This window comes from Pseudomonas monachiensis (genome assembly GCF_047345015.1).
Taxonomy (GTDB): Bacteria; Pseudomonadota; Gammaproteobacteria; order Pseudomonadales; family Pseudomonadaceae; genus Aquipseudomonas; species Aquipseudomonas monachiensis.
In genome coordinates this window covers 4,887,527-4,912,868 of the sequence record NZ_CP178857.1, presented here as the reverse complement: position 1 = coordinate 4,912,868, position 25,342 = coordinate 4,887,527, and the positions used below count along the sequence as shown (strand labels likewise).

Here is a 25,342-nt window from a genome sequence, read left to right as displayed (position 1 = left end):
TCTGAGGCTTAGCCCAGCAGGGTAGCCCAGCCTTCCACCACGTCACCGCCCCACTTGGCTTTCCACTCTTTCAGAGTCTTGTGGTTGCCACCTTTGGTTTCGATGACTTCACCGTTGTGCGGGTTTTTGTATTGTTTAACTTTGCGAGCACGCTTGGTGCCAGTAGTTTTCACTGCACCGCCGCGTGGTGCCTTGGTTTTGGATTCTGGATCCAGCAGCGCGATGATGTCACGCAGGGACTTGGAGTATTCGCCCATCAGGGTGCGCAGTTTGCCTTCGAATTCCAGCTCGGTTTGCAGTTTGTCGTCTTGGGACAGGTTCTTCAAACGGGCTTGCAGCTCTTTGATAGCTTCTTCGGTGGCGCGATATTCGTTGATCAAGGACATGGTGACTACCTTATGTTGTACGCTGGATGGCAGGTGACAGTGCGGCAATAATAGTCACCGTGTTTCATCAAGTAAACATTTAAGGCAAGTTTATTTAATTTAATTGCCGGGGTTTTGGCTCGCATTGGTAATGCAGTTTTTAGTGTGGTCCCGGTCTGTCAGATATACATAAATTAACAATTGCTCGGCGACGCAAGAGCATCTGTGCAAGCAGGCACTGCGGGTGTCCGCCCTGGCGCACTGACCTTCCGGCAGGGCGAAACGTCAACAATACTGCAGTTTTGCTGCGCAATCGCTAGAATGGCGGCCTTTGCGAAGTTCTGGAGTTTCCCCCTCATGCGCACTTTTCGTCTGGTGATTTCTTGCCCGGACCGTGTTGGCATCGTTGCCAAAGTCAGTAACTTTCTGGCATCACACAACGGCTGGATCACTGAAGCGAGCCATCACTCGGACAATCTCAGTGGCTGGTTCTTCATGCGTCACGAAATCCGTGCCGACTCCCTGCCATTTGGTATCGAAGCGTTTCGTGAAGCCTTTGCCCCGATCGCCGAAGAGTTCTCGATGGACTGGCGCATCACCGATACCGAGCAAAAGAAGCGCGTGGTCCTGATGGCCAGCCGCGAGTCGCACTGTCTGGCCGACTTGCTGCACCGCTGGCACAGCGATGAGCTGGACTGCGAAATTTCCTGTGTGATTTCCAACCATGATGACTTGCGCAGCATGGTGGAGTGGCACGGTATTCCGTACTACCACGTCCCGGTCAATCCGCAGGACAAGCAGCCAGCCTTCGCCGAGGTTTCGCGCCTGGTCAAGCAGCACGACGCCGAAGTGGTGGTGCTTGCCCGCTACATGCAGATCCTGCCGCCCGAGTTGTGCAGCGAATACGCGCACAAGGTCATCAACATTCACCACAGCTTCCTGCCGTCGTTCGTTGGTGCCAAGCCGTACCACCAGGCCTCCCTGCGCGGCGTTAAGCTGATCGGCGCGACCTGCCACTATGTGACCGAAGAGCTGGATGCCGGCCCGATCATCGAGCAGGACGTGGTACGCGTCAGCCACAGCGACAGCATCGAAGACATGGTGCGTTTCGGCCGTGATGTCGAAAAAATGGTGCTGGCCCGTGGCTTGCGTTATCACCTGGAAGACCGGGTACTGGTGCACGGCAACAAGACTGTCGTCTTCTGACAGACGTACGTCACAGTTGAAACTCGAAGGGCCTGGGCGTTCAATCGCTTCAGGCCCTTCGCCGTTTCTGCACCGAGGACATGACCATGGCCGATCCACTGGACAAAGCCACCTCCAAGGCTCCCGCCACGCTGGGCGAGGGTTGCCTGAGCCGCTACGACCCGGATGACATGGGGCCTGAAACCGGTACGGAGTTTCCTGACGCCGCGCAGCTGTGGGAGCAGATGCAGCAAGAGCCCGAGGACAAACCTAAGCCTGCCTGAGTTTCATCAACTTCATCAGCAGTGGCCGACCCAGCATCAGCAAAAATACCGGCCCACCGACCAGTAAATAGAAGTAATAGGTCACCGCCCGCCAAATCAGAATCGCCGCGGCTGCCGTGGATTTCCCGACCATGGGCGCCAGCAGTGCAGCGGACGTCAGTTCGGCCGCCCCGGCTCCCCCCGGCAGCAGGCTGAATTGACCGGCGCTCAGGGCAAGCATCTGGACCAGAAAACTCCAGGCCCACTGCAAGTCCGCGCCGAGCCCTCGTAGCGCCAGGTACAGCACGCTGTAGCGCAGGACCCAGTGCATGCAGGTCAGGGCGAATACCTTGATCAAGGTCTGCACGGGCAACTTCAACGTGTCGGTAAACGCCGCCAGAAACTGCAGGAGTTTGCGCGCCCAGCGCATTCGCGTGGCCGCCTTGACATTGAGTCGGGCGAGCCAACGGCCACTCAGGCGAATCAATAAGCGGTGATAGCGGGCCACCATGACGCAACTGATCAGGCCGCCGAACAGCGAAACGGTGCTGACCATCAGCATCCATTCCATGCGCTGGCTGAGGTGCTGGAACAGGGCGTAAATCAGAATCCCGCTCAGGGCACAGAGGAAAAACAGCAAGTCGCTCAGTTGATCCATGGCAAACACTGCACTGCCCCTGGCGGGACGCACGCCGCGACGCGCCAGTAAGGCCATGATCGTCAGAGGTCCGCCACTGCCGCCGGGCGTGGCGCAGTAGGCGAATTCGGCGGCCATCACCACGCCGAGGCTCCTGAGTCGGCCGACCTTGTCGCACTGATCCCCCAGCAACAGGCGCAAACGCAGAGTGTTCACTCCCCAGCACAGCAGGATCATGCCGAACATGATCAGCAACCACGGCAGCGGAAATGCGCTCAGCCGAGACCAGGTTTCGCTGCCGCCCAACAATAATGGAATCAGCACTGCCGCGAGCAAACCGACGAACAACAGCAGTGCGCGACTCATGCGGCAAGGCCCATTCGGTCGTTTTGCAGCGCCAGCCAGCGGGCCTTGGTCATCGGAACTCTTCCGATGTCGAGCAGGTGCTCCAGGGTTTGTAGCCAGTATCGGCGTGAGAACTCATGGCGCATGTCCACCGGGTGCAGGCCCAGGCGAATCACCGGGGCGTGCTGCCAACGCTGTTCTCGCCAGTCGCTGACGAGCTTCGAAACACCCCGGCGCAAGGCGCTGCGCGCGCTCCAGACCAGCCCCGGCGCCTCTATCGCGATGAAATCCGGTAGCCGGTATAAATGTTGCGAGTCGCTGGTGTAACTCAACGGCAATTGGCGCAACGCCTGGCGAGTGCCCTGGCTCATCAGCCAGGCCGGGGCGACGAACCCCTCGAGCGGCCAGTCATGGCGGTGGAACATATCGATACCCGAACGCAACCGGGCGAGGGCGTCTTCCTGCGACAAACGGTAAAACTCGCCTTCGTGGGTGTAGACCCGACGCATGAACCAGTCGCGGGGATTGATGGTCATCGGCCCGTCGTCACAATGGAAATAGCCATGCAGTGCCAGTTCGTCGCCCCGGGCGACCCTGGCACTGAGCTGGCGACAAAATTGCGGATGGGCGTCCAGATTGTTGTGTTTGTGCAAATCCGGGACCACCAGCCAGGTGATCGGCACGTCACCCAAGGCGTCGACGGTTTCGACGAACGACTGGTAATCGGCCCAGGTGGGCGGTGCCACGTCGTGCAGTACCAGCAGTAAAGCGGGACAGTTCATGGACTCAACCATTGGCTGCCTGCGGCCATTGGCTGCCGAGCACGGCGTGGTAGTGGCGCAGCAGGCTGTTGACCACCGTATCCCAGGCGTAATGCCGTTCGACATGCAATCGCGCTTGCCGGCCCAGGGTTACGCTGCCCGAGCCGAACAGTTCTCGAACGGCGGTGGCCATCGCGGCGGGATTGTTCGGCGCACAGAGCAGGCCGCAGTCCTCGGTGACGATTTCCTCGAAGGCCCCGGCCGCCACGGCTACCACTGGAATGCCGCTGGCCATGGCCTCCAGAATGACCAGGCCGAAGGTTTCCTGATCACCGGCGTGGAGCAATGCGTCGGCGCTGGCCATCAGGCGGGCCACCTGCGCCGCCGGGCAGAACTCGTCGATCACCGTCACGTTGGACGGCACGGCCGTGGGCATCGACGAGCCAACCAGCAGCAGGTGATAGCGTCGGCCCAGGCGTTTCATGCAGTCGAGTAGCACCGGCAGGTTTTTTTCCTTGGACCCGCGCCCGGCGAAGATCAAGAGGCGGGTGTTTTCGTCCAGGCCCAGCTCGGCCCGCAGCCCGGGGTCTCTGGCATCGGGATTGAAGGTTTGCAGGTCGACGCCGAGCGGCTGCACGAAGACATTCCTGACCCCAAGCCCGGTGAGCTTGTCGGCCATGACCCGGCTGGGCGCCAGGACCCGGTCGAAGTTGCCATAGAGCTTGCTGACATAGGCCTCGACGTTGTTGGTCACCCAGCTTCCCATGCGGTTGCTGACCAGCAGCGGCAGGTCCGAGTGATAGAAGCCGATGACCGGCACATCGAGTTGGCGCCGCGCATCCAGCGCCGCCCATGCGGTGAGATAGGGGTCGCCGACTTCGATCAGATCGGGTTGCAAGTCTTGCAGCACATTGCGCCAAGGCGCCAGACGCAGAGGAAAGCGATAACCCTTGCCGAAGGGCAGGGCAGGGGCGGGAACCGTGAAGATGCCATCCTGCTCGCCCAAGGACGATCCGGGGATCAGCAAACTGTGGCGAATGCCTGGCTTGATGCCCAGGCGACGGTGCTTTGCATCCAGATAAGTGCGCACGCCTCCACTGGCGGGGGCGTAGAACATGGTGATGTCCGCGATATGCACGATGAACGATCCTCCGGTCCTGTTACTCCTTTGGTTGACCTATATGAAGGATAGATGTTCGGTCGGGGTTTGTTGCAAGGCGCTGGATGAAGGCTGTTGTGGCGAGGGAGCTTGTCGGATCGCCGCACCGTCCCGACAAGCTCCCTCGCCACATGGGGTTGCTGCATCAGATACGGAAACTGCCTACCAACTGCTTCAACCGTGCCGCCTGCTGCTCAAGGTCCGAGCACGCGCGCAATGTCGATTGCAGGTTCTCCACGCCTTCCTGGTTCAGTGTGTTGATCTCGGTGATGTCGACGTTGATCGACTCCACCACGGCGGTCTGTTCCTCCGTCGCGGTAGCCACCGACTGGTTCATGCCGTCGATTTCACCGATACGCAGCGTCACGCTGTTCAGGCGTTCGCCCGCGAGGTTGGCGATTTCCACGCTGTCCTGACTGTGGCGCTGGCTGTCGCTCATGGTGCTGACCGATTCCCGGGCGCCGACCTGCAACTCCTCGATCATGGTTTGCACCTGTTGTGCCGATTCCTGTGTGCGATGTGCCAGGTTGCGCACTTCGTCCGCCACCACGGCAAATCCACGACCGGCTTCACCGGCGCGGGCGGCTTCAATGGCGGCGTTGAGTGCCAGCAAATTGGTTTGCTGGGAAATGCTGGTGATCACTTCGAGAATCTGCCCGATGTTCACCGTTTTGCTGTTCAGCGATTCGATGTTGGAGCTCGATGCACTGAGCATGCTCGACAGTTGATTCATCGCCGCGATGCTGCGGTCCACCACTTGCTGGCCGTCTTCGGCCAGGTTGCGGGCATCGCTGGCCTGGCTCGAAGCCTGAGCGGCGTTACGGGCAATTTCCTGGGCTGCGGCACCGAGCTGGTTGATCGCGGCCGCGACGCTGCTGGTGCGCGAGGCTTGCTGGTCGGAGTTGAACATCGACGAGTTGGAAGCGGCCACTACGCGCAATGCCACTTCGTTGACTTGCCCGGTGGCTGAGGACACTTCGCGGATCGAGCCGTGAATGCGCTCGACGAAACGGTTGAACGCGGTGCCGAGTGTGCCGAATTCGTCATTGTTCTGGATGGTCAGGCGCTTGGTCAGGTCGCCTTCGCCGTCGGCGATGTCGGCCATGGCACGGGTCATGACGTGCAGCGGCTGGATCAGGATGCGAATCAGCATGCCGAGCAGGGCGATGATGATGGCCACGGCAATAATGGTCGCAACCACAGCCGAGGCGCGGAATTCGCTGAGCATCGAGTAGGCTTTTTCTTTGTCGACCGACACACCGATGTACCAGTTGACCGATGACAAGCCTTTGATCGGGGTGAAGGTCACGATGCGGGTTTTGCCATCGACCTGGATTTCGCTCATTGCGCTGCTGATAGCCGGCGTGTCTTGCGGGTAGACATCCTTGAGCGCCTTCATCGCCAGCGCTTTGTCGGGATGTACCAGGATCTTGCCATCGGAGCTGACCAGGAAGGCATAACCCATGCCGTCGAAATCCAGCGTGCCAAGGCTGTCGGCGATCACTTGCAGACTCAGGTCACCACCGACCACGCCGATGTTCTGGCCGTCCTTGATGACGCTGTCGACAATGGAGATCACCAGTTGGCCGGAAGCCAGATCAATATAAGGCTCGGTCAATGCCGAACCGCTGCTGCCTTGCGCGCTTTTGTACCAAGGGCGTGCACGTGGATCATAGCCATCGGGCATCTTGCTGTCCGGGCGAATGATGAACGAGCCATCCTTGTTGCCGAGGTAGGCACCCATGAAGGTCGAGGTCACGGCTTTTTGTACAAGCAGGCTGGAAACGTTGTCGGCATCGGGGTTGAGCGCAACAGTTTGTGACAGGTTTTCAATCAACAGGCTGCGCCCGTTCAACCAGGTCTGGATATTGTTGGCGGTTACCGCGCCCATTTCCTGCAGATAATTTTCCAGGTTTTCGCGAATGGCATTGCGCTGCAAATAGTCGCTGTACAGCGTGAATGAGGCGAAGGCGGCAATCACAATGAGGGCGGCGGCAAGCAGGATTTTATGGCTGAAACGCAGATTTTTGTTCATGGCTTGGGGTTCCGCTAAGGTCTTAATGTCCAGCGCGTGCTTTTATAAAGGGACGCACGACGGGCAAGGTTGAAAGCAAGTGAATTTTCCGACTCTCCTTAGGGAAATTTCCGACCAGATCGTGTCTGACTGCTTTGTCGTTATCTCTATCGGCCGTGCAGGACCAAAGATTAATCATGGGTGACCAAATGCCTGACTCATTGCAACTCGTTATCGGCGCAGATCTCGAAGGGCAGCCGATTGCCCAGGCCATGCGCCTGGCGAACCGCCACGGATTGATCGCGGGCGCGACCGGCACCGGCAAGACCGTCACTTTGCAACGAATGGCCGAAGCCTTCAGCAATGCCGGCGTAGCGGTGTTCGCCGCCGACATCAAGGGTGACCTGTGCGGCCTTGGCGCCGCCGGCAACCCCCAGGGCAAGATCGCTGAGCGGATTGCCGGGATGCCCTGGCTCAACCACAAGCCTCAGGCTTATCCGGTGACGTTGTGGGACATACACGGTCAGTCCGGTCATCCTTTACGCACAACCTTGAGTGAAATGGGGCCGCTGCTGCTGGGCAGCCTGCTGGAGTTGACCGACAGTCAGCAATCGGCACTCTACGCCGCGTTCAAGGTGGCGGACCGCGAAGGCCTGTTGTTGCTCGATCTCAAGGACCTGAAGGCGTTGCTCAATCACCTGCGGGACAACCCCCAGTTGCTGGGCGACGATGCGGCATTGATGACCACCGGCTCCAGCCAGGCATTGCTGCGACGTCTGGCGACCCTGGAGCAACAGGGCGCCGAAGCCCTGTTCGGCGAGCCGGCGCTGCAACTCGAAGACATCCTGCAACCCACGGCGGATGGCCGTGGGCGCATTCATTTGCTGGACGCCAGCCGCCTGGTGCATGAGGCGCCGAAAGTCTATGCGACGTTCCTGCTGTGGCTGTTGGCCGAACTGTTCGAGCAACTGCCGGAGCGTGGCGATGCCGAAAAACCCTTGCTGGCATTGTTCTTCGACGAAGCTCACTTGTTGTTCAACGGTACGCCCCAGGCATTGCGTGATCGTCTGGAACAGGTTGTAAGGCTGATTCGTTCGAAAGGCGTGGGCGTGTATTTCGTCACCCAGTCGCCGGGTGACCTGCCGGATGATGTGCTGGCGCAGTTGGGTTTGCGCGTCCAGCACGGTCTGCGTGCGTTCACGGCCAAGGAGCAGAAGTCCCTGCGCGCGGTGGCCGAAGGATTCCGGCCGAATCCTGCGTTCGACGCGTTGTCGGTGCTGACCGAGCTCGGGATCGGTGAGGCGCTGGTCGGCACCCTGCAGGAAAAGGGCACGCCGGAAATGGTCCAGCGGGTATTGGTGGCACCACCGCAATCGCGGATCGGGCCTTTGACTGAAACCGAGCGCACGATGTTGATCGCAGGCTCACCGTTCAAAGGGCGTTATGACCAACCGATCGATCGCGAATCAGCCTATGAGGTGCTGGTGGGACGCAAGGGACTGGCACCTGAGCCCGAAGCGGAGCAGGGCAAACAGGAACCGAGTTTCACCGAACAGGCCGGAGAGTTCCTCGGCACAGCGGCTGGGAAGGCGCTGAAATCGGCGATGCAACAGGCGGCGAACCAGATTGGCCGACAGTTGGTGCGCGGCTTGATGGGCTCGTTGCTGGGCAGCAAAAAACGCCGCTGAAAGCAAAGGATCGCAGCCTTCGGCAGCTCCTACGGGTTGCTCGCAAATTTAAATGTAGGAGCTGCCGGAGGCTGCGATCTTTTGATCTTGTCTTTAACCTTTGGTTTTGGCATGCGCCGCCAACCGCTCCAGCGCTGCCCGCAGATTCGGGTCGCTGATCCCGTCGGCCGTGGCCTGAATGGTCGCTGCCGCGTCGTTGGACAAGTCCATGGTATGCCCGGTCGCACCTTGCTGAACGGTCGGCGGTTGAACTTTGAACAGGATCCGGGTCAGATTGGCAAACTCGTCGAACATTTGCAGTTGCCGTTGCAGGCGCTTCTGCTGGTAGCGCAGGCGGGTTGCCCAATGACCGTCGGTGACAATCAGCAACAAACTGCCTTCGCGCCAGGAAGCCACGTGGCAATGCTCGCGAGCGGCGGGTTGCAATTGGCTTTCGAGCAAGCGTTGCAGGTGACCCAGGCGTTGAGCGTGGCCGAGAATGGCCTTCAGCGGCTTGGCTTCGCGTAGTAGAACGGCAGGTACTTTGGCCGTAAGTGGGCGAAATGCCATGATCAGACACCTGAAGTAACAGAGGCGCCATGGTAGCAGAAAGCGCCGGATGCACCCGCCCATTGCTTTTGTGGGCGCTTTACCCATTAAATCAACAACTAACTTCTGTCTTGAACGGCTTGAAGTTGAGCAAAACGCCCTTATTTTAAGTGAGCCCCGTCAAAGCGCTGTGCCAGCATCGTGGAATATCGCCACTTTCCTCTCCATCGTTTCCGGGTAGAATGCTCGTTCGCATGCGGCCATGAGGGCTGCACGGGCGACTCACGGGGCCGCCCTCCATCCCTTTAGTGTGGAAGATCCTGCCGATATGTTTGCGCCTTTGTTAAAGAAACTTTTTGGAAGCAAGAACGAGCGTGAAGTCAAGCGCATGCTCAAGACGGTGCAACTCGTCAATGCCTTCGAAGAGCAAATGGTGGCCCTTTCGGACGATCAATTGCGTGCCAAGACAAGCGAGTTCAAGGCCCGCATCGCCAAAGGGGAATCCCTCGACAATCTGCTGCCAGAAGCCTTTGCGGTCGCCCGCGAAGCCGGCAAGCGTGTCATGGGCATGCGCCACTTCGATGTCCAGCTGATCGGCGGCATGACCTTGCATGAAGGCATGATCGCGGAAATGCGTACCGGTGAAGGCAAGACCCTGGTGGCAACACTGGGCGTTTACCTCAACGCGCTGTCCGGCAACGGCGTGCACGTTGTGACGGTGAACGACTACCTGGCCCGCCGTGACGCCAACTGGATGCGCCCGCTGTATGAATTCCTCGGCCTGACGGTCGGCGTTGTCACGCCATTCCAGCCGCCGGAAGAGAAGCGCGCTGCCTACGCCGCAGACATCACCTACGGCACCAACAACGAATTCGGTTTCGATTACCTGCGCGACAACATGGCGTTCAGCATGGAAGAAAAATTCCAGCGCGAACTCAATTTTGCCGTGATCGACGAAGTCGACTCCATCCTCATCGACGAAGCCCGTACGCCGCTGATCATCTCCGGTCAGGCCGAAGACAGCTCCAAGCTGTACATCGAGGTCAACAAGCTGATCCCGCAGCTCAAGCTGCACGTTGAAGAAGTCGAAGGCGAGGTCACCCAGGCCGGTCACTACACCGTCGACGAGAAGACCCGTCAGGTCGAACTCAACGAAGCCGGTCACCAGTACGTCGAAGAAACGCTGACCCGCATCGGCCTGCTGGCTGAAGGCGAGAGCCTGTACTCGGCGCACAACCTGAGCCTGCTGACTCACGTCTACGCCGGCCTGCGCGCGCACAAGCTGTTCCATCGCAACGTCGAATACATCGTGCAGGACGGTCAGGTCGTACTGGTCGACGAGCACACCGGCCGGACCATGCCGGGCCGCCGCTTGTCCGAAGGCCTGCACCAGGCCATCGAAGCCAAGGAAAACCTGAACATCCAGGCCGAAAGCCAGACACTGGCGTCGACCACCTTCCAGAACTACTTCCGTCTGTACAACAAGCTGTCCGGCATGACCGGTACGGCCGACACCGAAGCGTTCGAGTTCCACCAGATCTATGGCCTGCAGGTCATGGTGATTCCACCGAACAAGCCGCTGGCCCGTAAAGACTACAACGACCTGGTGTTCCTGACCGCCGACGAGAAATACGCGGCAATCGTTGCCGACATCAAGGAAAGCATGGCCGCGGGCCGTCCGGTTCTGGTCGGTACCGCCACCATCGAAACCTCCGAGCACATGTCCAGCCTGCTCGTGAAGGAAGGCATCGAACACAAGGTCCTGAACGCCAAGTTCCACGAAAAGGAAGCCGAGATCATTGCCCAGGCCGGTCGTCCGGGCGCACTGACCATCGCCACCAACATGGCCGGTCGTGGTACCGACATCCTGTTGGGCGGTAACTGGGAAGTGGAAGTGGCTTCCCTGGAAAACCCGACCCCTGAGCAGATTGCCCAGATCAAGGCCGACTGGCAGAAGCGTCACCAGCAAGTGCTCGAATCGGGCGGTTTGCAGGTGATTGCCTCCGAGCGTCACGAATCGCGCCGTATCGACAACCAGCTGCGTGGTCGTGCCGGTCGTCAGGGTGACGCCGGTTCCAGCCGTTTCTACCTGTCGCTGGAAGACAGCCTGATGCGCATCTTCGCCTCTGACCGGGTGAAGAACTTCATGAAGGCCCTGGGCATGCAGCCTGGCGAAGCGATCGAGCACCGCATGGTGACCAACGCCATCGAAAAGGCCCAGCGCAAGGTTGAAGGCCGCAACTTCGACATTCGCAAGCAGCTGCTCGAGTTCGACGACGTCAACAACGAACAGCGTAAAGTGATCTATCACATGCGTAACACGTTGCTGGCCGCCGACAACATCGGTGAGACCATCGCTGACTTCCGTCAGGACGTGCTCGACGCCACCGTCAGTGCGCACATTCCTCCGCAGTCGTTGCCTGAACAGTGGGACGTGGCTGGTCTGGAAGCTGCATTGCAGAGCGATTTCGGTGTCACGCTGCCGATCCAGCAATGGCTCGACGAAGACGATCACCTGTACGAAGAAACCCTGCGCGAGAAACTGATGCAGGAACTGATCGCGGCGTACAACGAGAAAGAAGACCAGGCGGGCGCCGAAGCGCTGCGCAGCTTCGAGAAGCAAATCGTTCTGCGCGTGCTGGACGACCTGTGGAAAGACCACCTGTCGACCATGGATCACCTGCGTCACGGTATCCACTTGCGTGGTTATGCCCAGAAGAACCCGAAGCAGGAATACAAGCGCGAGTCGTTTACCCTGTTCTCCGAATTGCTGGATTCGATCAAGCGCGATTCGATCCGTGTGCTGTCCCACGTTCAGGTTCGCCGCGAAGACCCGATCGAAGAAGAGCAGCGTCTGCGTCAGGAAGCCGAGGCATTGGCCGCTCGCATGCAGTTCCTGCATGAAGAGGCGCCAGGCCTTGAACAGCCGGAAGTGTTGGGCGAAGAGGTCGATGTTGCCCTCGCGGCCGCACCGGTTCGCAACGAGCAGAAACTGGGTCGCAACGAGTTGTGCTACTGCGGTTCGGGCAAGAAGTTCAAGCATTGCCACGGGCAGATCCAGTAAAACCCGTTTCAAACGCTGAAATACCCGCGCCGCGACCGGCTTCTGCCGTCGCGGCGTTTTACCATTCGAACCACCGTTCTGCTGAAACGGTGCTGACATCATTTATAAAGGAGCGCATTCATGGCTGTTGGTCTTGGTCCTTTGCCAACGTTGCACCCGGTTGCCGGTTTTGAACTCGGTATCGCCTCGGCCGGCATCAAGCGCCCGGGGCGCAAGGATGTTGTGGTCATGCGCTGTGTTGAAGGCTCCACGGTTGCTGGCGTGTTCACCCTGAACGCCTTTTGCGCCGCGCCGGTGATCCTGGCCAAGCAACGCGTGCAAGGCCCTGTGCGTTACCTGCTGACCAACACCGGCAATGCCAACGCCGGTACCGGCGAGCCAGGCCTGGCCGCCGCCGAGCGCACTTGCGCCAAGCTGGCCGAACTGACCGGTGTCGATGCCAGCCAGGTGCTGCCGTATTCCACCGGTGTGATCGGCGAGCCGTTGCCGGTCGAGAAAATCGAAGGCGCGCTGCAAGCGGCCCTCGACGACCTGTCGATCCATAACTGGGAAGCTGCCGCCACCGGCATCATGACCACCGACACCCTGCCAAAAGGTGCCAGTCGTCAGTTCCAGCACGACGGCGTGACCATCACCGTAACCGGCATCAGCAAAGGCGCCGGCATGATTCGCCCGAACATGGCGACCATGCTCGGCTACATCGCCACCGACGCCAAAGTCTCCCGCGATGTGCTGCAAAACCTGATGCTCGATGGCGCCAACAAGTCGTTCAACCGTATCACCATCGATGGCGATACCTCGACCAACGACTGCTGCATGCTGATTGCCACCGGTCAGGCGGCACTGCCGGAAATCACCCGTGCCGAAGGCGAACTGTTCGCCAAGCTCAAGCAAGCGGTGTTCGAAGTGTGCATGGACGTGGCCCAGGCCATCGTTCGCGACGGTGAAGGCGCGACCAAGTTCGTCACTGTTGAAGTCAACGGCGGCGGCAATCACCAGGAGTGCCTGGACGTCGGTTACACCGTGGCTCATTCGCCGCTGATCAAGACCGCGTTGTTCGCTTCCGACCCGAACTGGGGCCGTATCCTGGCGGCTGTAGGCCGTGCCGGAGTGCCGAACCTGGACGTGAGCAAGATCGACGTGTTCCTCGGCGACGTGTGCATCGCCAGCCGTGGCGCGCGCGCGGCGACCTACACCGAAGCCCAGGGCGCGGCGGTGATGCAGCAGGAAGAAATCACCATCCGTATCGAGTTGGGTCGTGGCGATTGCAGCGAAACCATCTGGACCACCGACCTGTCCCACGAATACGTGAAGATCAACGCCGAGTACCGTACTTAATACACGGTTCAAGACCGAGTCGTCCCATTCGCGAGCAAGCCCGCTCCCACAAGAGATCTTCAGTGAACACAAAGTGTGCGTACTGCCCGATCAACTGTGGGAGCGGGCTTGCTCGCGAAGGCTGACGACCAGACGCTAGATATTCTGGCTTGTTACCCTGACGAGAAGGCACCCCGAACATGAGCCTGCACCTGATCATCGGCGACAAACTGCATTCCTCCTGGTCCCTGCGTGGCGCCCTGGCCCTCGATCTGACTGGCGCTTCCTACACCGAAGAACTGATCAAGCTGAACCAGCCGGACACCCGTGAGCGTCTGCTCAAGCATTCGCCAACCTGTAAAGTCCCGCTGCTGAAAACCGGACACGGCACCATCGCCGACTCCCTGGCGATTGCCGAATACCTGGCAGAACAATTTCCCGACGCGAACCTGTGGCCCAAAGACATTGCCGCCCGTGCCCAGGCGCGTTCGGCGTGCGCGCAGATGCACAGTGGCTTTTTCGCCATGCGCGGCAACATGCCGTTCGACCTGAGCCATGACGCAGCGCTATCGCCGGTCCCGGCCGATGTCCAGGCGGACATCGAACGCATGTCTGCGTTGTGGGCCGAGTGTCGTGCCGCTGCGACCGAGAGCGGTCCGTACCTGTTTGGCCGCATCACGTTGGCCGATGCGTTTTTTGCACCCATCGCCGTGCGCCTGCGCACCTATCGGGTGAAACTGTCCGCGGCTGACGAAGCCTATGTTGAAACCCTCTACCAATGGCCAGCGTTCAAGGCCTGGCAGAAGGCCGGACTGGAGGAGTCGTAAAGGTGAAACGAGTCCATGTCGCCGCCGCCGTCATCCGTGATGGCAGTGGCCAAATTCTGATCGCCCGTCGTGCGGATTCACAGCACCAGGGTGGCTTGTGGGAATTTCCCGGGGGCAAGGTCGAGGCCGACGAGTCGGTCGAAACCGCACTGGCCCGCGAACTTCATGAGGAACTGGGCATCGTGGTCGGCGCGGCGCGCCCGCTCATTCAGGTCCGGCACGATTACCCGGACAAGCAGGTGTTGCTGGATGTCTGGGAAGTCTCGGCGTTTACCGGCGAGCCCCACGGCGCCGAAGGCCAACCGCTGGCCTGGGTGTCGCCCCGGGATCTGTCGGATTACGAGTTTCCGGCGGCCAATCAGCCGATCGTCGCGGCCGCGAAATTGCCCGCTCAGTACCTGATTACCCCGGAAGACCTGGAAACCCCGGCGTTGCTGCGCGGCATCCAGAAGGCCATTGCTGGCGGCATCAAGCTGATCCAGTTGCGCGCACCGAACGGTTACGACCCGAAATACCGGGACCTGGCCGTGGATGCGGTGGGGCTGTGTGCCGGCAAGGCGCAATTGATGATCAAGGGGCCGTTCGAATGGCTGGGCGACTTCCCGTCCGCCGGTTGGCACATTACCTCGGCGCAGCTGCGCAAATACGCAGCGGCTGGCCGACCGCTACCGGCATCGCGCTGGCTGGCGGCGTCGTGCCATAACGCTGAAGAGCTGGCGCTGGCCGAGCAGATGGGGGTGGACTTCGTGACCCTGTCGCCGGTACAGCCGACCCAGACTCACCCTGGCGCCGAGCCGTTGGGTTGGGAGCAGGCGTCGAGCTTGATCGAGGGCTTCAGCAAGCCGGTGTTCCTGCTTGGTGGGGTTGGCCCGGCTGAGGTCGAGAAAGCCTGGGCGACGGGTGCGCAGGGTGTGGCGGGAATACGGGCGTTTTGGCCTGATTCCGAGTGATGCAAATGGCCTCATCGCGAGCAAGCTCGCTCCCACAGTGGATTTGCGGCGATCACAAAACCTGTGGGAGCGAGCTTGCTCGCGATGAGGGCTTGGCAGGCGCCGGCTAAACCTCAGGTTTCGCCGCAGGCTGCCAAAGAATCTCCGCCACTCCCTGACGCTTGGCAATCAGCCGCGCCATCACAAACAACAAATCCGACAACCGATTGATGTACGCCAGGCCAACTCCGGCCAACGGCTCAATCGCATTGAGTTGCTGACAGCGCCGCTCTGCGCTGCGCGCCAGGCTACGGCAGACATGAGCCTGGGCAATCAGCGTCGAGCCACCGGGCAAGATGAAGTTTTCCAGGGGCCCCAACTCTTCATTCCACACATCGATCGCCGCTTCCAGTCGTTCGATTTCTGCTGCATTCAACGCCTGGTACACCGGCATCGCCAGTTCGCCACCCAGATCAAATAACCGATGCTGGCAGGGGGCCAATACCTCGATCACTTCGTTCAAGCCTGGAAACTCACCCGTTTGCGCCGCCAGCCCGGCCAGCAACACGCCCACCTGACTGTTCAGCGTATCGACTTCGCCAATGGCCTCGATCCGCGGGTGATCCTTGGGTACGCGACGACCGTCGCCCAGCCCGGTCTCGCCTTTGTCGCCAGTGCGGGTGTAAATCTTCGACAAACGAAAGCCCATGGTTACCTCGATAGCAGATTGAGTTCTTGCGAGACAGGTGGGGTACTCGCCAGGGGCAGGCGCAAGGTGAAGCAGGTGCCTTGGCCAAGAGTCGATTGCACTTCCATCTGCCCCTTGTGGTTATTGGTGATGATGAAGTACGACACCGACAGGCCAAGCCCGGTGCCCTGGCCGATTTCCTTGGTGGTGAAGAACGGCTCGAAGGTCCGTTTGCGCACGTTTTCGCTCATGCCGATCCCGTTGTCCTCGACCTGGATTTCCGCCCATGGCGGATTCAGTCTGGTGCGTAGGATGATCCGCCCCGGTTCGCTGTCGTCTTCGCGCTGATGGATGGCTTGTGCAGCATTCTTCAACAGGTTGAGCAGCACTTGCTCCAGTTCGTTGGCGGTGCCGGGGACCGGTCCCAGGGCCGGATCGAACTGGCGAATGATGGCCTGGCCCTTGAAGTCGAAGCCGATCGCCAGGTCGAAGTCGTTACCGGCGATCTCCACCGCCTGGTCGATCAGGGCAGGCAGATCGCAAGGGGCCATCTGGCGGGTGCTGCGACGGCTGAAGCTGAGCATGTGGGTGACGATTTTCGCCGCCCGGGCACCGGCCTGCTGGATGCCGTCGAGTAACTGTGGCACTTCGCGGATTTTCAGGTACTGGTTGACCGTCGCCAGTTCGATGCCGGCCTGTTCGGCCACTTCGAGGTTCTTCGGCAAATCGGACGACAGGCGTCGGCGAATGTTTTGCACGTTGTGCAGGATTGCGCCCAGCGGGTTGTTGATCTCGTGGGCCATGCCGGCGGCCAGGCCACCCACCGACAGCATTTTCTCCGACTGCACCATCATCTCTTCCAGGGACAGGCGCTGGGTGATGTCGTCGATCCGGATCACCACGCCACGCCCGGCACCGCCCATCAACGGATAGAAAGTCAGGGCGTAGTGGCGGGGCTCGTCATCCTTGAGCCAGGTGACACGCTCGATCTTGGCCACCGTATGCTGCTCGACCGTTTGCTTGAGTTGCGGCAGGAACGGCTTGAGCGGTTCGAAGGCGAGGAAGATAGGCTGGTTCAGGGCTTCATCGAGGCGCGTGCCGGACAGGGCGCTGGCCTCCTGGTTCCATTGCGTCACGTAGAGTTGTTCGTCGAGGGCGATCAGCGCCGATGGCATGGAGTCGATGATGCTGTTGAGGTAGTTCTGGAAACCGGTGAGCTTTTTCTCGATCTTGCTGCGCACCTGGACTTCGAGCTCCAGTTTGCGGTTGGTATGGCGGGTTTCTTCCGCCAGACCCTGGGCCTGGTCATAGGCTGCCTGGGAGTCGTCCCTGGCCCGCTTGAGTTGCTGCTCCCTGGCCTCGATCCGCGAGAGCATGGTGTTGAACGCTTCGGCGAGGCTGCCGATTTCATCGTGGTTTCCGCGCGAAGCACGCAGTGCGTAGTTCTCTTCGCGGGTGACCTGCCGGGACAACTCTTCGAGCTGGTGGATCGGCCGGGTAATCAGGCGCTTGATCTGGCGGGCAATGATCAGCCACAGCAATACGCTGAAGATCAGAATCCCCAGGCTGGCCGTCAGGGTCCCGGTGTAGAACGCCACTGGCAGTTCGCTCGAAGCTACCAACAGCAGGTGTCCTGGTGCCGCGCCAGTGCGGGGCAGGGGGATGACTTGGTTGGTACGAAACTCGGTGGCCTGCCAGTCTTCGATATGCCGGAAACGCTTCGGTAGCTCCAGGTTGTCGCCATGCTGCAATTGCGCCAGTCGCTCACCCTTTCCGTCATACAGGGCTGCCGCGCGCAAGGGCGAATAGCTGTTGAGTTCATTCAGCAGGCGCTCGGCGCTTTGGGGGGACGCCAGGGCTTCGGAGGCCAGGCTCGGGTTGGATACCAGCCGGCCGATGGTCTGCAGGGCCTGGGGCGCCATGCTTTCCTGGGAGATGTAGTAGGCGGCGCTGATAAAGGTCAGGTTGGCAACCAGCAGGACGGTGACCATCAGTACCAGCAGGGCGGCCAGCAGTTTCTGGCCGACGGGCAGGTTTTCAAGGCGCTGGCGCAATGGCATCGGATTCATCGCAGACAAGGAACAAGTGGCCAGCGTAGCCGCTGCTCAGTCGCTGGGCAATCCAAGGCGTTGCAGGCGAGCGATCAACCTTGCCTCAAGTTGATTGAGGTGAGGCAGGTTCAGTTGATGGCGCCCGGCCACTTTGCAGGCATAACCGAGCAGGTAGCTGATTTCCGTGCGGCGCTGGCTCGTGACGTCCTGATGCATCGAGGAGTAGTTGGCGGCGGTGGCGTGAATCACCCGTTCGACTTCCTGCTGCAGGTTTTCGGCCGCTGCCGGCTGACCACAACGCTCGAGCAACTCCACCAGTTCACCGCACAGGGTGGCGACCTCACATTGATGTTGCTGCAAACCGCCATTACGGCAATCGTGTAGCACCGTCAGCGGATTGATCGCACAGTTGAGGGCGAGTTTGCGCCACAGCCGGGTCAGGATCTCGGTGCTCCACTCGTGGGGGATGCCGGCAGCGCTCAGGTCATCGAGCCAGATCGGTGCCACCGGATGGCTCGCATCCCCCAGCCAGGTGAAGCCATGTCCGGCAAACACCACGCGCCAATCACCATCGCGGAAGGCGCCTTCGGTGCTCGAGGCATAGATGCAGCGTGCCTGGGGAACCTGGGCGGCGACCGCGTCCTGGCTGCCCAGGCCATTTTGCAGCAGGATCAGTTCGGCGCCTGGGGCCAGGCGTGGCGCCAATCGAGCCACCGCACTTTCGGTATCGTAGGCTTTACACGCCACCAGCAGGCGGTGGATCGGTTGGGGGTTGTCGGCTGTCTCTGCGGGCACGGCATAGTGTTGCGCCTCGCCGTGTTCCACCAGTGTCAATCCACCGGCCACCTCATAGGCCTGCAGTCTCGTGGTGTCCCGCAGGATCAGCCGGACCGGCATTCCAGCCCGTGTCAGGCGTGTCGCCCATAAAGTGCCGAGGCTGCCGGCGCCCAGTACATGCCAGGTGGTGGACATCAGCTTTTTGCTCTGTTTAAGGCGTGCATCGGCAGCTCGCAGTGAATGATGGGAAAGACCCGTTATAATCAGCGCGGATTTTAACCGCAAGCCAGGCGTGCTCCATCAGTGCGCCTTTAATTTTGGAGAGATTACATGCCGTCGTTCGACGTGGTATCCGAACTGGACAAACACGAAGTCACCAACGCGGTCGAGAACGCCGTCAAGGAACTCGATCGTCGTTATGACCTGAAAGGCAAAGGCAGCTTCGAGTTCAAGGAAAAAGACCTCACCGTCAACCTGACCGCCGAAGCGGATTTTCAGCTCGAAGCGATGATTGAGATCCTCAAGCTGGCGCTGGTCAAGCGCAAAATCGACGTGCAGTGCCTTGAAGTCAAGGACGCGTTCGCGTCGGGCAAGCTGATGAAGCAGGAAGCCGTCCTCAAGGAAGGCATTGACAAGGAGCTGGCGAAGAAAATCGTCGCTCATGTCAAAGACGCCAAGCTCAAGGTTCAGGCGGCCATTCAGGGTGAGCAGGTTCGCATCACCGGCAAAAAGCGTGATGACCTGCAAGAAGCCATTGCAGCGCTGCGGGCCAAGGAATTCGGTATGCCGCTGCAGTTCAACAACTTCCGCGACTGAGCCTCGAAGCGGGAACCTCTTGGCGTTTGCGACGTCGGAGGCCAAGCAGCGGCAGAAACGATTGAGCCCGTCGCGGTTCGGTCTTTCTGCCGCTTTTTTTACGCATGCCGGGTAGCCGGAAAACAGGAGAGTGTAGATGGACTTAAATGCCGAGGTAGACAATCTGGTCAAGGTATCCCAAACCTGGATCCCGATGATCATGGAGTACGGCAGCCGTGTACTGCTGGCGGTTATCACCCTGGCCATCGGCTGGTGGTTGATCAACAAGGTCACGAAAAAGCTCGGCGGCCTGATTGCATTGCGTAATGCCGATCTGGCGCTGCAAGGCTTTATCAGCAGCCTGGCGAATATCATTCTCAAGATTCTGCTGATCGTCAGCGTGGCCTCGATGATCGGTGTGGAAACCACTTCGTTTGTGGCAGCGATTGGTGCGGCAGGCCTGGCCATTGGCCTGGCCTTGCAGGGCAGCCTGGCGAACTTCGCCGGTGGCGTGCTGATTTTGCTGTTCCGTCCGTTTCGCATCGGTGACTGGATCGAGGCTCAGGGTATCGCCGGTACTGTCGACAGCATCCAGATTTTCCATACCGTGCTGCGTACTGGTGACAACAAGACCATCATCGTACCTAACGGCAATCTGTCGAATGGCATCATCACCAACACAAACCGTCAGCCGACCCGCAAGGTCGTGTTTGATGTAGGCGTTGATTATGAAGCGGACCTGCAGAAAGCCCGTGAAGTTTTGCTGGAATTGGCCAAGGACCCGCGAGTATTGGCAGATCCGGAACCACAGGCCGTTGTTTCTACCCTGGGTGACAGTGCGATCACACTTTCGCTTCGTGTCTGGGTAAAGACTGCCGATTACTGGGACGTGATGTTCATGTTCAACGAACTATCCCGGGATCGTCTGCGAGAGGCCGGTATCGATATTCCATTTCCACAGCGGGTTATTCGTGTGGTTCAGGAATCTGCGGTGCAGTGACCGGTCTTGCCATACACGGCTGACTTTTCGGTCAGGCATGGATAGCGATTGTTCAATAATTGAACAGTTTGCATAGACAACAAAAAAGGCCCATCCGAAGATGGGCCTTTTTTTTGTTACCGCAAACTAACTGGATGCGATTACAAAACCGACAGCGGGTAGTCGACGATGAAACGGAACTCTTTCACGTCGCCTTCACCTTCGTCAGCGTTAGCGAAGTGCCATGCTTGACGAATACGGAAGGACAGGTCTTTTGCCGGGCCAGTCTGAACAACGTACTTGGCTTCGAAGTTGGTCTCGTTGTGCTTGCCGTCTGCACCATACAGGCCTTCGTAAGCGCTGCCTGCTGGAGTTTTGGTGCCGTCGATGTCCCAGCCTTTAACGTAACGGGTCATGAAGCTCAGACCTGGAACGCCGTACTCAGCCATTTTCAGGTCGTAACGAACCTGGGCAGACTTCTCGCCAGGGGCGTTGAAGTCAGAGTACTGGATGGAGTTGGCGAGGAAGATCGAGTCGCCGCCGCGGTTGTTCTTGCCCACGCCGATGTAGTCGAACGGAGTGTCACCGTTAACCTTCTGGAAGGCCAGGGTGATGGTGTGTGCTTTCATGAACGAGAAAGCTGCTGCCAGGGAGTAAGCGGTGTTGCTGATCTCGCCCGCTTTGGCGTCACCGGTATCTTTGGTGTTGTAGATGTTACCGTCCAGGTTCAGCGACTCATCGCCACCCAGCGGAATGGTGTAGTTCAGGTTGGCGTAGTACTGGTTCCAGATGTCTTCCAGCTTGGCGCCATACAGCGATGCCGACAGGTTGTCGGTGATGCCGTATTTACCACCGAAATAGTCGATGCTGTTGGCTTCTACGCCAGCGTAGGTTGCATACAGGCCACCGTCACGGGCGTTGCGGTCCTGGCTGGTCGCCGAGTAGAAGTGACCGGCTTCGAGGTCAAGGTCTTTGACTTCGCTGCTCTGCAGCTGGATGCCGCTGGCAGTTTGAGGAAGGATGCGGGAACCGCCAACTGCAAACACTGGAGCAGTGCTTGGCTGCATGTCGCCGACTTTCAGCTCGGTCTTGGATACGCGGAATTTAACTGCGCCGCCTGCTTTGCCCTGGCTGTCATTGACTTCGCCATCGGCGTCGCGGCTCATGTTGCCGGTGCCGCCGGTGCCATCACCGCCGTCCAGTTTGATTGCCAGGTAGCCGAATGCATCAACACCAACACCGATCAGGCCTTGGGTGTAACCGGAGCTGAAATTGCCCCAGATGCCTTGGGTCCAGTCTTTCTGGTCGTTGGCGCCATCTTTGTTATCACGGTTGAAGTAGTAGTTGCGAACCAGCAAGTTCAGCGTGCTGTCTTCAACAATACCTTTGGCTTCAGCCTGGTCACTTACGAAAGGGGCGGCCGTAGCCAATTGGGTACTGGCGGCTGCTGCAACTGCCAGTGCGATCATGCTCCACTTCATCACGCGCATCGTGATTTGCTCCTTTGGTTTTAGAAGAGTACTGCCGTCCCACCTGATTTATTATCTGGGCGGCTCTTTCTTTTTGTGTCGGCGCAAACTTATATCACGCCGACAATGTTGGCGATACTTGCGCATCTAACCTTTCGCCTTCTTTACGACCCTGTCGCAAACAGCATGGTAGATGTCGCAAATTTCCAGCTCCGACGCAACAGGGCGGACAACTTTAATGCTGTTTTCTGCGCCTTGTCGTCGCTAAAAAGAGTCCTGGTGAAACGTTTGAATCTCCATCGGGCTACCTTGCCACTATTTTTTTTGCCTGAGGGGCTCCGCTTCCCGCGGGTGCCACTCGGGTGATATTGGGTATGAATGCAACAAGCGTGCACAAAATCGTGTTTTGTTACGCTTTTTTTCTAATTGACTGCCAAGTGCTGTAAAAACCTCATGAAACCGGGGGGTTCAAGCGCTTTCGGTTTGGGCTTGACGCCTTGCCTTACATCATGTTGCACCCTTCTGGTCGACAGCCTGGCAACCGGAAATGTTACCGGTTCACCCCGCCACTGAGTAAATGGCGGATGTCGAAGCACCCAGCGTAGACCCACTGTGCGGTTTTGGTGCAAAAAATTTTAGCCTTGTATTGAATTCACCTCTTTCGAGCCCTTGGCTGAAGCGAACTTTTCCTTGTTGCTCAGTCATTTCGGCGTGTTTTGCCTGTCGTTCGGTTCTGTAATGGTGCACGGTGGAAAAAATAGTCCTGTCCGGGGGCGGCTATCAGTTTTTGCTGGCGCTCGTGGCCTCGAGGCAAGGTTCGCCGTGAAGCCTGCGTCGTTCGCAGGTATGCTGCCATCCGGTCGCTTGGTGCGCTGTCCCGTCAGGATGGGCGCTAAGCTGAAAAATGATGCCCCGGCGGGAGAACGCGCAGTGTTCGCTTTAGATCCACGACTTCAACAAGACACGTTACCGATCGGGGACTTTCCGCTCTGCCGGTTGTTGCTGTCCAACGATTCGAACTATCCCTGGTTCATCCTGGTACCTCGTCGTGAGGCTATCAGCGAGATATTTCAGTTGGATGTCGCAGACCAGCAACAGCTTTGGCAGGAAACCACTGCGCTGTCGCAAGGACTCAAGGACGCGTTCGATGCGGACAAGTTGAATGTGGCGGCGCTGGGCAATGTCGTCAGTCAGTTGCACATGCATGTAATCGTGCGCAAGCGCGAAGATGCCGCCTGGCCGGCGCCGGTTTGGGGTAAACATCCGGCAAAACCTTACGGTTCGGAGCAGATCGCCGCGATTCGCGAGCGTTTGCGCTTGATTTTGACCGATGATTTTACGTTTCTGGAGGGCTGAATCATGAGCCTGGAAGAACGCGTTACCGAGCTTGAAAGCCGTCTGGCGTTTCAGGATGACACCATCCAGGCGTTGAACGATGTGCTGGTGGCGCAGCAGCGGGTGGTGGAGCGCCTGCAGTTGCAAATGGCCGCGCTGCTCAAGCGACAGGAGGAAATGGTCGGGCAGTTCGAGTCATTTGAAGAAGAAGCGCCTCCGCCGCACTATTAAGCAAGTCACAGGCATGAAAAAACCGCGGACAGCTCGGCTGTGCGCGGTTTTTTTAGCCTTGAGTCAGCGGCGCGGCAGTGCGGCGATCACATCTTCGGCTTGCAGGCCTTTGTCACGATTCATGACGGAGAACTCCACGCGCTGGCCTTCGACCAGGACACGGTGGCCTTCACCGCGAATGGCCCGGAAGTGGACGAAGATATCGTCGCCGGAGTCGCGGGAGATGAAGCCGAAGCCTTTGGATGTGTTGAACCACTTGACGGTGCCGGTATCACGGTTGCTCATGTCGTAGCTTGGCGAGGCAGCGGCTGGTGACGACTTGTAAAAGCTGATGCCGAGGTGCAGGGCAACGGCGATCAGGGTTGCGACCAGGCTGAACAGTACGGCGGGTTGACCGGCGATGACGGGCATCGGTGCGATCAGCGTCAGGGTTTGCAGGACCACGCTCAGCACCAGCAGGGCGCTGACCAGGTTTTGCAGTTGGTGACGCGGGCCTTTGTTCCAGTAAGGGATGACTGGTGCAAGCGTAAGGTTGAGCAGGCCGAAAAAGGCCAGGTACAGTGCGTCGGGTTGTTGCAGGTAAGGTAAGGCTTCGGATTGCAGGCTAGGGATGAAGGACAGCAGCAAGGCCGCTGCGCCTATCAACAGATGGACGATTTTCAACATTTTGATTAACTCACGTTAAGACAGCTCACAAGGAAGAGCTGATGGCGCACGGTTCGCTTCAAGATAATAAAGAGGCGTTGGACACGTACCCGGTATCAGCCTATGCGCCGTGCCCGGAAAAAATAGGCACTGGCGACACACTGTCTATTTAACAGCAAAGCCGCAGGCTACTCAAATCAGGGCGTCCGGCGGCTCTTTTCGGGGCGAATTGACGCAGGTTGCCCCAAGTTACGGGGTAGCGGTACCTTCCTGCGACCGACTTGCTGACCTCGCGGATGCCGGTGCATGAAAAGCGGCGTGGATGCTCCGCGATCTTCTTTGCTGGACCATTCCATGGGGTGTTTCTGAAGGGCGCATCGCTTCGTTGCGTGGGAAAATGTCTGGAGTAGGACGCTCTCCAGGGTCTGCCAAAAGTTGTTGGCTTATCCTACGTCGAGGGTCATAAAGTCGGCTGGAAAATACCTTTGCACCTGAGTTTTTATAAGTCGACACACAGTTGCGCTTTAAAGAAACCAGATGGCAAAGGAGTGTCAGCGTTATGGTTTATGAAAGGCAAGAAGAGGGGCGATACGGTTCGCACAAGGATGTAAGGGTTGATCCGTTTGTTCGCGAGTTCGATATGGGGCTGGCCCAGCCCTTCTCCCGCTCCGTACGATTGAATGGCTTCGCCACCTGTTTGCGGCTCGAGCAGGTTTATTGGGATATTTTGGGGGCGATGGCCCGGGTCAATGGTTGCTCGGTCAATAACCTGTTGTCTCATGTGGATCGCGAAGTTCACTTACGTCATGGCGGGGTAAGGAACTTCAGTGGATTGGTGCGGGTTGTCTGCGTCGTACACAGTCTGAAGGAAGGGGGGGGCATCGCCATGGCCTAGTCTGGACGGCGAAAACAGCAGAGTGTCGGTCCGTGCAGTCTTACGGCTGCACAGGCCGCATTTAATGGATATAATCCCGCTCTTTGCCGCAAAACCCTGCGTGTGCGGTAGCAATCTGATCGCCGAGACAACCTCCATGCCGATGTACGATTATCAATGTGCTTCCTGTGGTCATCAGTTGGAAGCCATTCAAAAGATCAGCGATGCACCGCTGGTCGACTGCCCTGTCTGTCAGGCGCCAGAGCTTAAAAAGTTGCTGTCCATGCCGGGCTTCCGCCTCAGCGGCACGGGTTGGTACGAAACCGATTTCAAGACCGGTTCCAAGAAGAACCTGGCCGGCGGCGACAAAGCTGACTAAGGCCCGGCCCCTGAGTTGTGACCTGAGTTGAACGACA

The 25,342-nt window shown here is 59.0% G+C and carries 24 protein-coding genes; 13 read left to right on the top strand and 11 right to left on the bottom strand.

Going from position 1 to position 25,342, the window contains the following annotated elements:
• Window positions 1-8: 8 nt before the first annotated feature.
• On the bottom strand, window positions 9-386 hold the full coding sequence (gene mvaT / locus ACMDB8_RS21975) for a histone-like nucleoid-structuring protein MvaT (RefSeq protein ID WP_007933316.1): 378 nt from the start codon (window positions 384-386) through the stop codon (window positions 9-11).
• Window positions 387-722: 336 nt separating this feature from the next.
• On the opposite strand from mvaT, the gene purU reads away from it, so the two are divergent.
• Window positions 723-1,571 (top strand): formyltetrahydrofolate deformylase, encoded by an 849-nt coding sequence (gene purU / locus ACMDB8_RS21970; protein ID WP_007993692.1) that lies wholly within the window; start codon window positions 723-725, stop codon window positions 1,569-1,571.
• 86 nt (window positions 1,572-1,657) lie between these two features.
• Window positions 1,658-1,834: a hypothetical protein gene (locus tag ACMDB8_RS21965; RefSeq protein WP_177336478.1), complete on the top strand. Its 177-nt coding sequence runs from the start codon at window positions 1,658-1,660 to the stop codon at window positions 1,832-1,834.
• Here ACMDB8_RS21965 and ACMDB8_RS21960 read toward each other — a convergent pair.
• The 4 genes from ACMDB8_RS21960 to ACMDB8_RS21945 all read right to left on the bottom strand — a co-directional run bounded on the left by ACMDB8_RS21960 (window position 1,821) and on the right by ACMDB8_RS21945 (window position 6,750).
• On the bottom strand, window positions 1,821-2,816 hold the full coding sequence (locus ACMDB8_RS21960) for a lysylphosphatidylglycerol synthase transmembrane domain-containing protein (protein WP_056726075.1): 996 nt from the start codon (window positions 2,814-2,816) through the stop codon (window positions 1,821-1,823). The two genes, ACMDB8_RS21965 and ACMDB8_RS21960, sit on opposite strands and share 14 nt — an antisense overlap.
• Window positions 2,813-3,589, bottom strand: coding sequence for a DUF2334 domain-containing protein (locus tag ACMDB8_RS21955; RefSeq protein WP_223541143.1), 777 nt, complete (start codon window positions 3,587-3,589; stop codon window positions 2,813-2,815). The genes ACMDB8_RS21960 and ACMDB8_RS21955 overlap by 4 nt, the downstream gene beginning before the upstream one ends.
• Window positions 3,582-4,694, bottom strand: coding sequence for a glycosyltransferase family 4 protein (locus ACMDB8_RS21950; RefSeq protein ID WP_056726073.1), 1,113 nt, complete (start codon window positions 4,692-4,694; stop codon window positions 3,582-3,584). Before ACMDB8_RS21950 ends, ACMDB8_RS21955 begins: the two co-directional genes overlap by 8 nt.
• 166 nt (window positions 4,695-4,860) lie before the next feature.
• On the bottom strand, window positions 4,861-6,750 hold the full coding sequence (locus ACMDB8_RS21945; RefSeq protein ID WP_056726072.1) for a methyl-accepting chemotaxis protein: 1,890 nt from the start codon (window positions 6,748-6,750) through the stop codon (window positions 4,861-4,863).
• Window positions 6,751-6,938: 188 nt separating this feature from the next.
• Here ACMDB8_RS21945 and ACMDB8_RS21940 point away from each other — a divergent pair, with 188 nt between their 5' ends.
• Window positions 6,939-8,417, top strand: coding sequence for a helicase HerA-like domain-containing protein (locus ACMDB8_RS21940; RefSeq protein ID WP_056726327.1), 1,479 nt, complete (start codon window positions 6,939-6,941; stop codon window positions 8,415-8,417).
• Window positions 8,418-8,510: 93 nt separating this feature from the next.
• Here ACMDB8_RS21940 and ACMDB8_RS21935 read toward each other — a convergent pair whose 3' ends face one another.
• The gene (locus ACMDB8_RS21935) at window positions 8,511-8,966 is read right to left on the bottom strand and encodes a DUF721 domain-containing protein (RefSeq protein ID WP_056726071.1); all 456 of its coding nucleotides are present in this window, start codon (window positions 8,964-8,966) and stop codon (window positions 8,511-8,513) included.
• Between the two features lie 307 nt (window positions 8,967-9,273).
• Between ACMDB8_RS21935 and secA the strand changes: the two genes are divergently transcribed.
• The 4 genes from secA to ACMDB8_RS21915 all read left to right on the top strand — a co-directional run bounded on the left by secA (window position 9,274) and on the right by ACMDB8_RS21915 (window position 15,103).
• Window positions 9,274-12,009 carry a preprotein translocase subunit SecA gene (gene secA, locus ACMDB8_RS21930; RefSeq protein ID WP_056726070.1) on the top strand — a complete coding sequence of 912 codons (2,736 nt, stop codon included), beginning with the start codon at window positions 9,274-9,276 and terminating at the stop codon, window positions 12,007-12,009.
• Between the two features lie 120 nt (window positions 12,010-12,129).
• Window positions 12,130-13,347: a bifunctional glutamate N-acetyltransferase/amino-acid acetyltransferase ArgJ gene (gene argJ, locus ACMDB8_RS21925; protein WP_056726069.1), complete on the top strand. Its 1,218-nt coding sequence runs from the start codon at window positions 12,130-12,132 to the stop codon at window positions 13,345-13,347.
• A gap of 179 nt (window positions 13,348-13,526) precedes the next feature.
• Window positions 13,527-14,153 (top strand): glutathione S-transferase family protein, encoded by a 627-nt coding sequence (locus ACMDB8_RS21920; RefSeq protein WP_223541140.1) that lies wholly within the window; start codon window positions 13,527-13,529, stop codon window positions 14,151-14,153.
• 2 nt (window positions 14,154-14,155) lie between these two features.
• On the top strand, window positions 14,156-15,103 hold the full coding sequence (locus tag ACMDB8_RS21915; protein WP_056726066.1) for a Nudix family hydrolase: 948 nt from the start codon (window positions 14,156-14,158) through the stop codon (window positions 15,101-15,103).
• Window positions 15,104-15,209: 106 nt separating this feature from the next.
• Here the strand turns inward: ACMDB8_RS21915 and ACMDB8_RS21910 are convergent, their stop codons facing one another.
• The 3 genes from ACMDB8_RS21910 to ACMDB8_RS21900 are packed head-to-tail and all read right to left on the bottom strand — an operon-like array spanning window position 15,210 to window position 18,793.
• Entirely contained in the window at window positions 15,210-15,791 is a 582-nt protein-coding gene (locus tag ACMDB8_RS21910; RefSeq protein ID WP_056726064.1) for a cob(I)yrinic acid a,c-diamide adenosyltransferase, read from the bottom strand.
• Window positions 15,792-15,793: 2 nt separating this feature from the next.
• Complete coding sequence (locus tag ACMDB8_RS21905) at window positions 15,794-17,830, bottom strand: sensor histidine kinase (protein ID WP_056726062.1); 2,037 nt, start codon at window positions 17,828-17,830, stop codon at window positions 15,794-15,796.
• 45 nt (window positions 17,831-17,875) lie between these two features.
• Entirely contained in the window at window positions 17,876-18,793 is a 918-nt protein-coding gene (locus ACMDB8_RS21900; RefSeq protein WP_056726060.1) for a putative 2-dehydropantoate 2-reductase, read from the bottom strand.
• Between the two features lie 135 nt (window positions 18,794-18,928).
• On the opposite strand from ACMDB8_RS21900, the gene ACMDB8_RS21895 reads away from it, so the two are divergent.
• A complete protein-coding gene (locus tag ACMDB8_RS21895; RefSeq protein WP_053155306.1) occupies window positions 18,929-19,414 on the top strand; it encodes a YajQ family cyclic di-GMP-binding protein in 486 nt (161 codons plus the stop codon).
• Between the two features lie 136 nt (window positions 19,415-19,550).
• Window positions 19,551-20,393 (top strand): mechanosensitive ion channel family protein, encoded by an 843-nt coding sequence (locus ACMDB8_RS21890; RefSeq protein ID WP_056726058.1) that lies wholly within the window; start codon window positions 19,551-19,553, stop codon window positions 20,391-20,393.
• Between the two features lie 140 nt (window positions 20,394-20,533).
• Here ACMDB8_RS21890 and ACMDB8_RS21885 read toward each other — a convergent pair whose 3' ends face one another.
• Window positions 20,534-21,862 carry an OprD family porin gene (locus tag ACMDB8_RS21885; RefSeq protein WP_056726055.1) on the bottom strand — a complete coding sequence of 443 codons (1,329 nt, stop codon included), beginning with the start codon at window positions 21,860-21,862 and terminating at the stop codon, window positions 20,534-20,536.
• A gap of 909 nt (window positions 21,863-22,771) precedes the next feature.
• On the opposite strand from ACMDB8_RS21885, the gene ACMDB8_RS21880 reads away from it, so the two are divergent.
• Window positions 22,772-23,197, top strand: a complete 426-nt coding sequence (locus ACMDB8_RS21880) for an HIT domain-containing protein (RefSeq protein ID WP_056726053.1) — start codon at window positions 22,772-22,774, stop codon at window positions 23,195-23,197.
• 3 nt (window positions 23,198-23,200) lie between these two features.
• Window positions 23,201-23,407: a SlyX family protein gene (locus ACMDB8_RS21875; protein ID WP_008052459.1), complete on the top strand. Its 207-nt coding sequence runs from the start codon at window positions 23,201-23,203 to the stop codon at window positions 23,405-23,407.
• Window positions 23,408-23,470: 63 nt separating this feature from the next.
• Here the strand turns inward: ACMDB8_RS21875 and ACMDB8_RS21870 are convergent, their stop codons facing one another.
• Complete coding sequence (locus tag ACMDB8_RS21870) at window positions 23,471-24,073, bottom strand: cold-shock protein (protein ID WP_056726050.1); 603 nt, start codon at window positions 24,071-24,073, stop codon at window positions 23,471-23,473.
• 538 nt (window positions 24,074-24,611) lie between these two features.
• Between ACMDB8_RS21870 and ACMDB8_RS21865 the strand changes: the two genes are divergently transcribed.
• Window positions 24,612-24,947, top strand: a complete 336-nt coding sequence (locus ACMDB8_RS21865) for a ribbon-helix-helix domain-containing protein (RefSeq protein WP_082562985.1) — start codon at window positions 24,612-24,614, stop codon at window positions 24,945-24,947.
• A 136-nt stretch (window positions 24,948-25,083) separates the two neighbouring features.
• Window positions 25,084-25,305 (top strand): FmdB family zinc ribbon protein, encoded by a 222-nt coding sequence (locus tag ACMDB8_RS21860; protein ID WP_056726046.1) that lies wholly within the window; start codon window positions 25,084-25,086, stop codon window positions 25,303-25,305.
• Window positions 25,306-25,342: the final 37 nt, after the last annotated feature.

What these genes read in the sequence shown, in the direction of transcription:
- ACMDB8_RS21935 (WP_056726071.1), bottom strand. Translation starts at nt 8,966, where the DNA reads ATGGCATTTCGCCCACTTACGGCCAAAGTACCTGCCGTTCTACTACGC.
- ACMDB8_RS21960 (WP_056726075.1), bottom strand. Translation starts at nt 2,816, where the DNA reads ATGAGTCGCGCACTGCTGTTGTTCGTCGGTTTGCTCGCGGCAGTGCTG.
- mvaT (WP_007933316.1), bottom strand. Translation starts at nt 386, where the DNA reads ATGTCCTTGATCAACGAATATCGCGCCACCGAAGAAGCTATCAAAGAG.
- ACMDB8_RS21860 (WP_056726046.1), top strand. Translation starts at nt 25,084, where the DNA reads ATGCCGATGTACGATTATCAATGTGCTTCCTGTGGTCATCAGTTGGAA.
- ACMDB8_RS21870 (WP_056726050.1), bottom strand. Translation starts at nt 24,073, where the DNA reads ATGTTGAAAATCGTCCATCTGTTGATAGGCGCAGCGGCCTTGCTGCTG.
- ACMDB8_RS21955 (WP_223541143.1), bottom strand. Translation starts at nt 3,589, where the DNA reads ATGGTTGAGTCCATGAACTGTCCCGCTTTACTGCTGGTACTGCACGAC.
- purU (WP_007993692.1), top strand. Translation starts at nt 723, where the DNA reads ATGCGCACTTTTCGTCTGGTGATTTCTTGCCCGGACCGTGTTGGCATC.
- ACMDB8_RS21890 (WP_056726058.1), top strand. Translation starts at nt 19,551, where the DNA reads ATGGACTTAAATGCCGAGGTAGACAATCTGGTCAAGGTATCCCAAACC.
- ACMDB8_RS21940 (WP_056726327.1), top strand. Translation starts at nt 6,939, where the DNA reads ATGCCTGACTCATTGCAACTCGTTATCGGCGCAGATCTCGAAGGGCAG.
- ACMDB8_RS21920 (WP_223541140.1), top strand. Translation starts at nt 13,527, where the DNA reads ATGAGCCTGCACCTGATCATCGGCGACAAACTGCATTCCTCCTGGTCC.
- ACMDB8_RS21865 (WP_082562985.1), top strand. Translation starts at nt 24,612, where the DNA reads ATGGTTTATGAAAGGCAAGAAGAGGGGCGATACGGTTCGCACAAGGAT.
- ACMDB8_RS21885 (WP_056726055.1), bottom strand. Translation starts at nt 21,862, where the DNA reads ATGCGCGTGATGAAGTGGAGCATGATCGCACTGGCAGTTGCAGCAGCC.
- ACMDB8_RS21895 (WP_053155306.1), top strand. Translation starts at nt 18,929, where the DNA reads ATGCCGTCGTTCGACGTGGTATCCGAACTGGACAAACACGAAGTCACC.
- argJ (WP_056726069.1), top strand. Translation starts at nt 12,130, where the DNA reads ATGGCTGTTGGTCTTGGTCCTTTGCCAACGTTGCACCCGGTTGCCGGT.
- ACMDB8_RS21875 (WP_008052459.1), top strand. Translation starts at nt 23,201, where the DNA reads ATGAGCCTGGAAGAACGCGTTACCGAGCTTGAAAGCCGTCTGGCGTTT.
- secA (WP_056726070.1), top strand. Translation starts at nt 9,274, where the DNA reads ATGTTTGCGCCTTTGTTAAAGAAACTTTTTGGAAGCAAGAACGAGCGT.
- ACMDB8_RS21905 (WP_056726062.1), bottom strand. Translation starts at nt 17,830, where the DNA reads ATGCCATTGCGCCAGCGCCTTGAAAACCTGCCCGTCGGCCAGAAACTG.
- ACMDB8_RS21945 (WP_056726072.1), bottom strand. Translation starts at nt 6,750, where the DNA reads ATGAACAAAAATCTGCGTTTCAGCCATAAAATCCTGCTTGCCGCCGCC.
- ACMDB8_RS21900 (WP_056726060.1), bottom strand. Translation starts at nt 18,793, where the DNA reads ATGTCCACCACCTGGCATGTACTGGGCGCCGGCAGCCTCGGCACTTTA.
- ACMDB8_RS21910 (WP_056726064.1), bottom strand. Translation starts at nt 15,791, where the DNA reads ATGGGCTTTCGTTTGTCGAAGATTTACACCCGCACTGGCGACAAAGGC.
- ACMDB8_RS21965 (WP_177336478.1), top strand. Translation starts at nt 1,658, where the DNA reads ATGGCCGATCCACTGGACAAAGCCACCTCCAAGGCTCCCGCCACGCTG.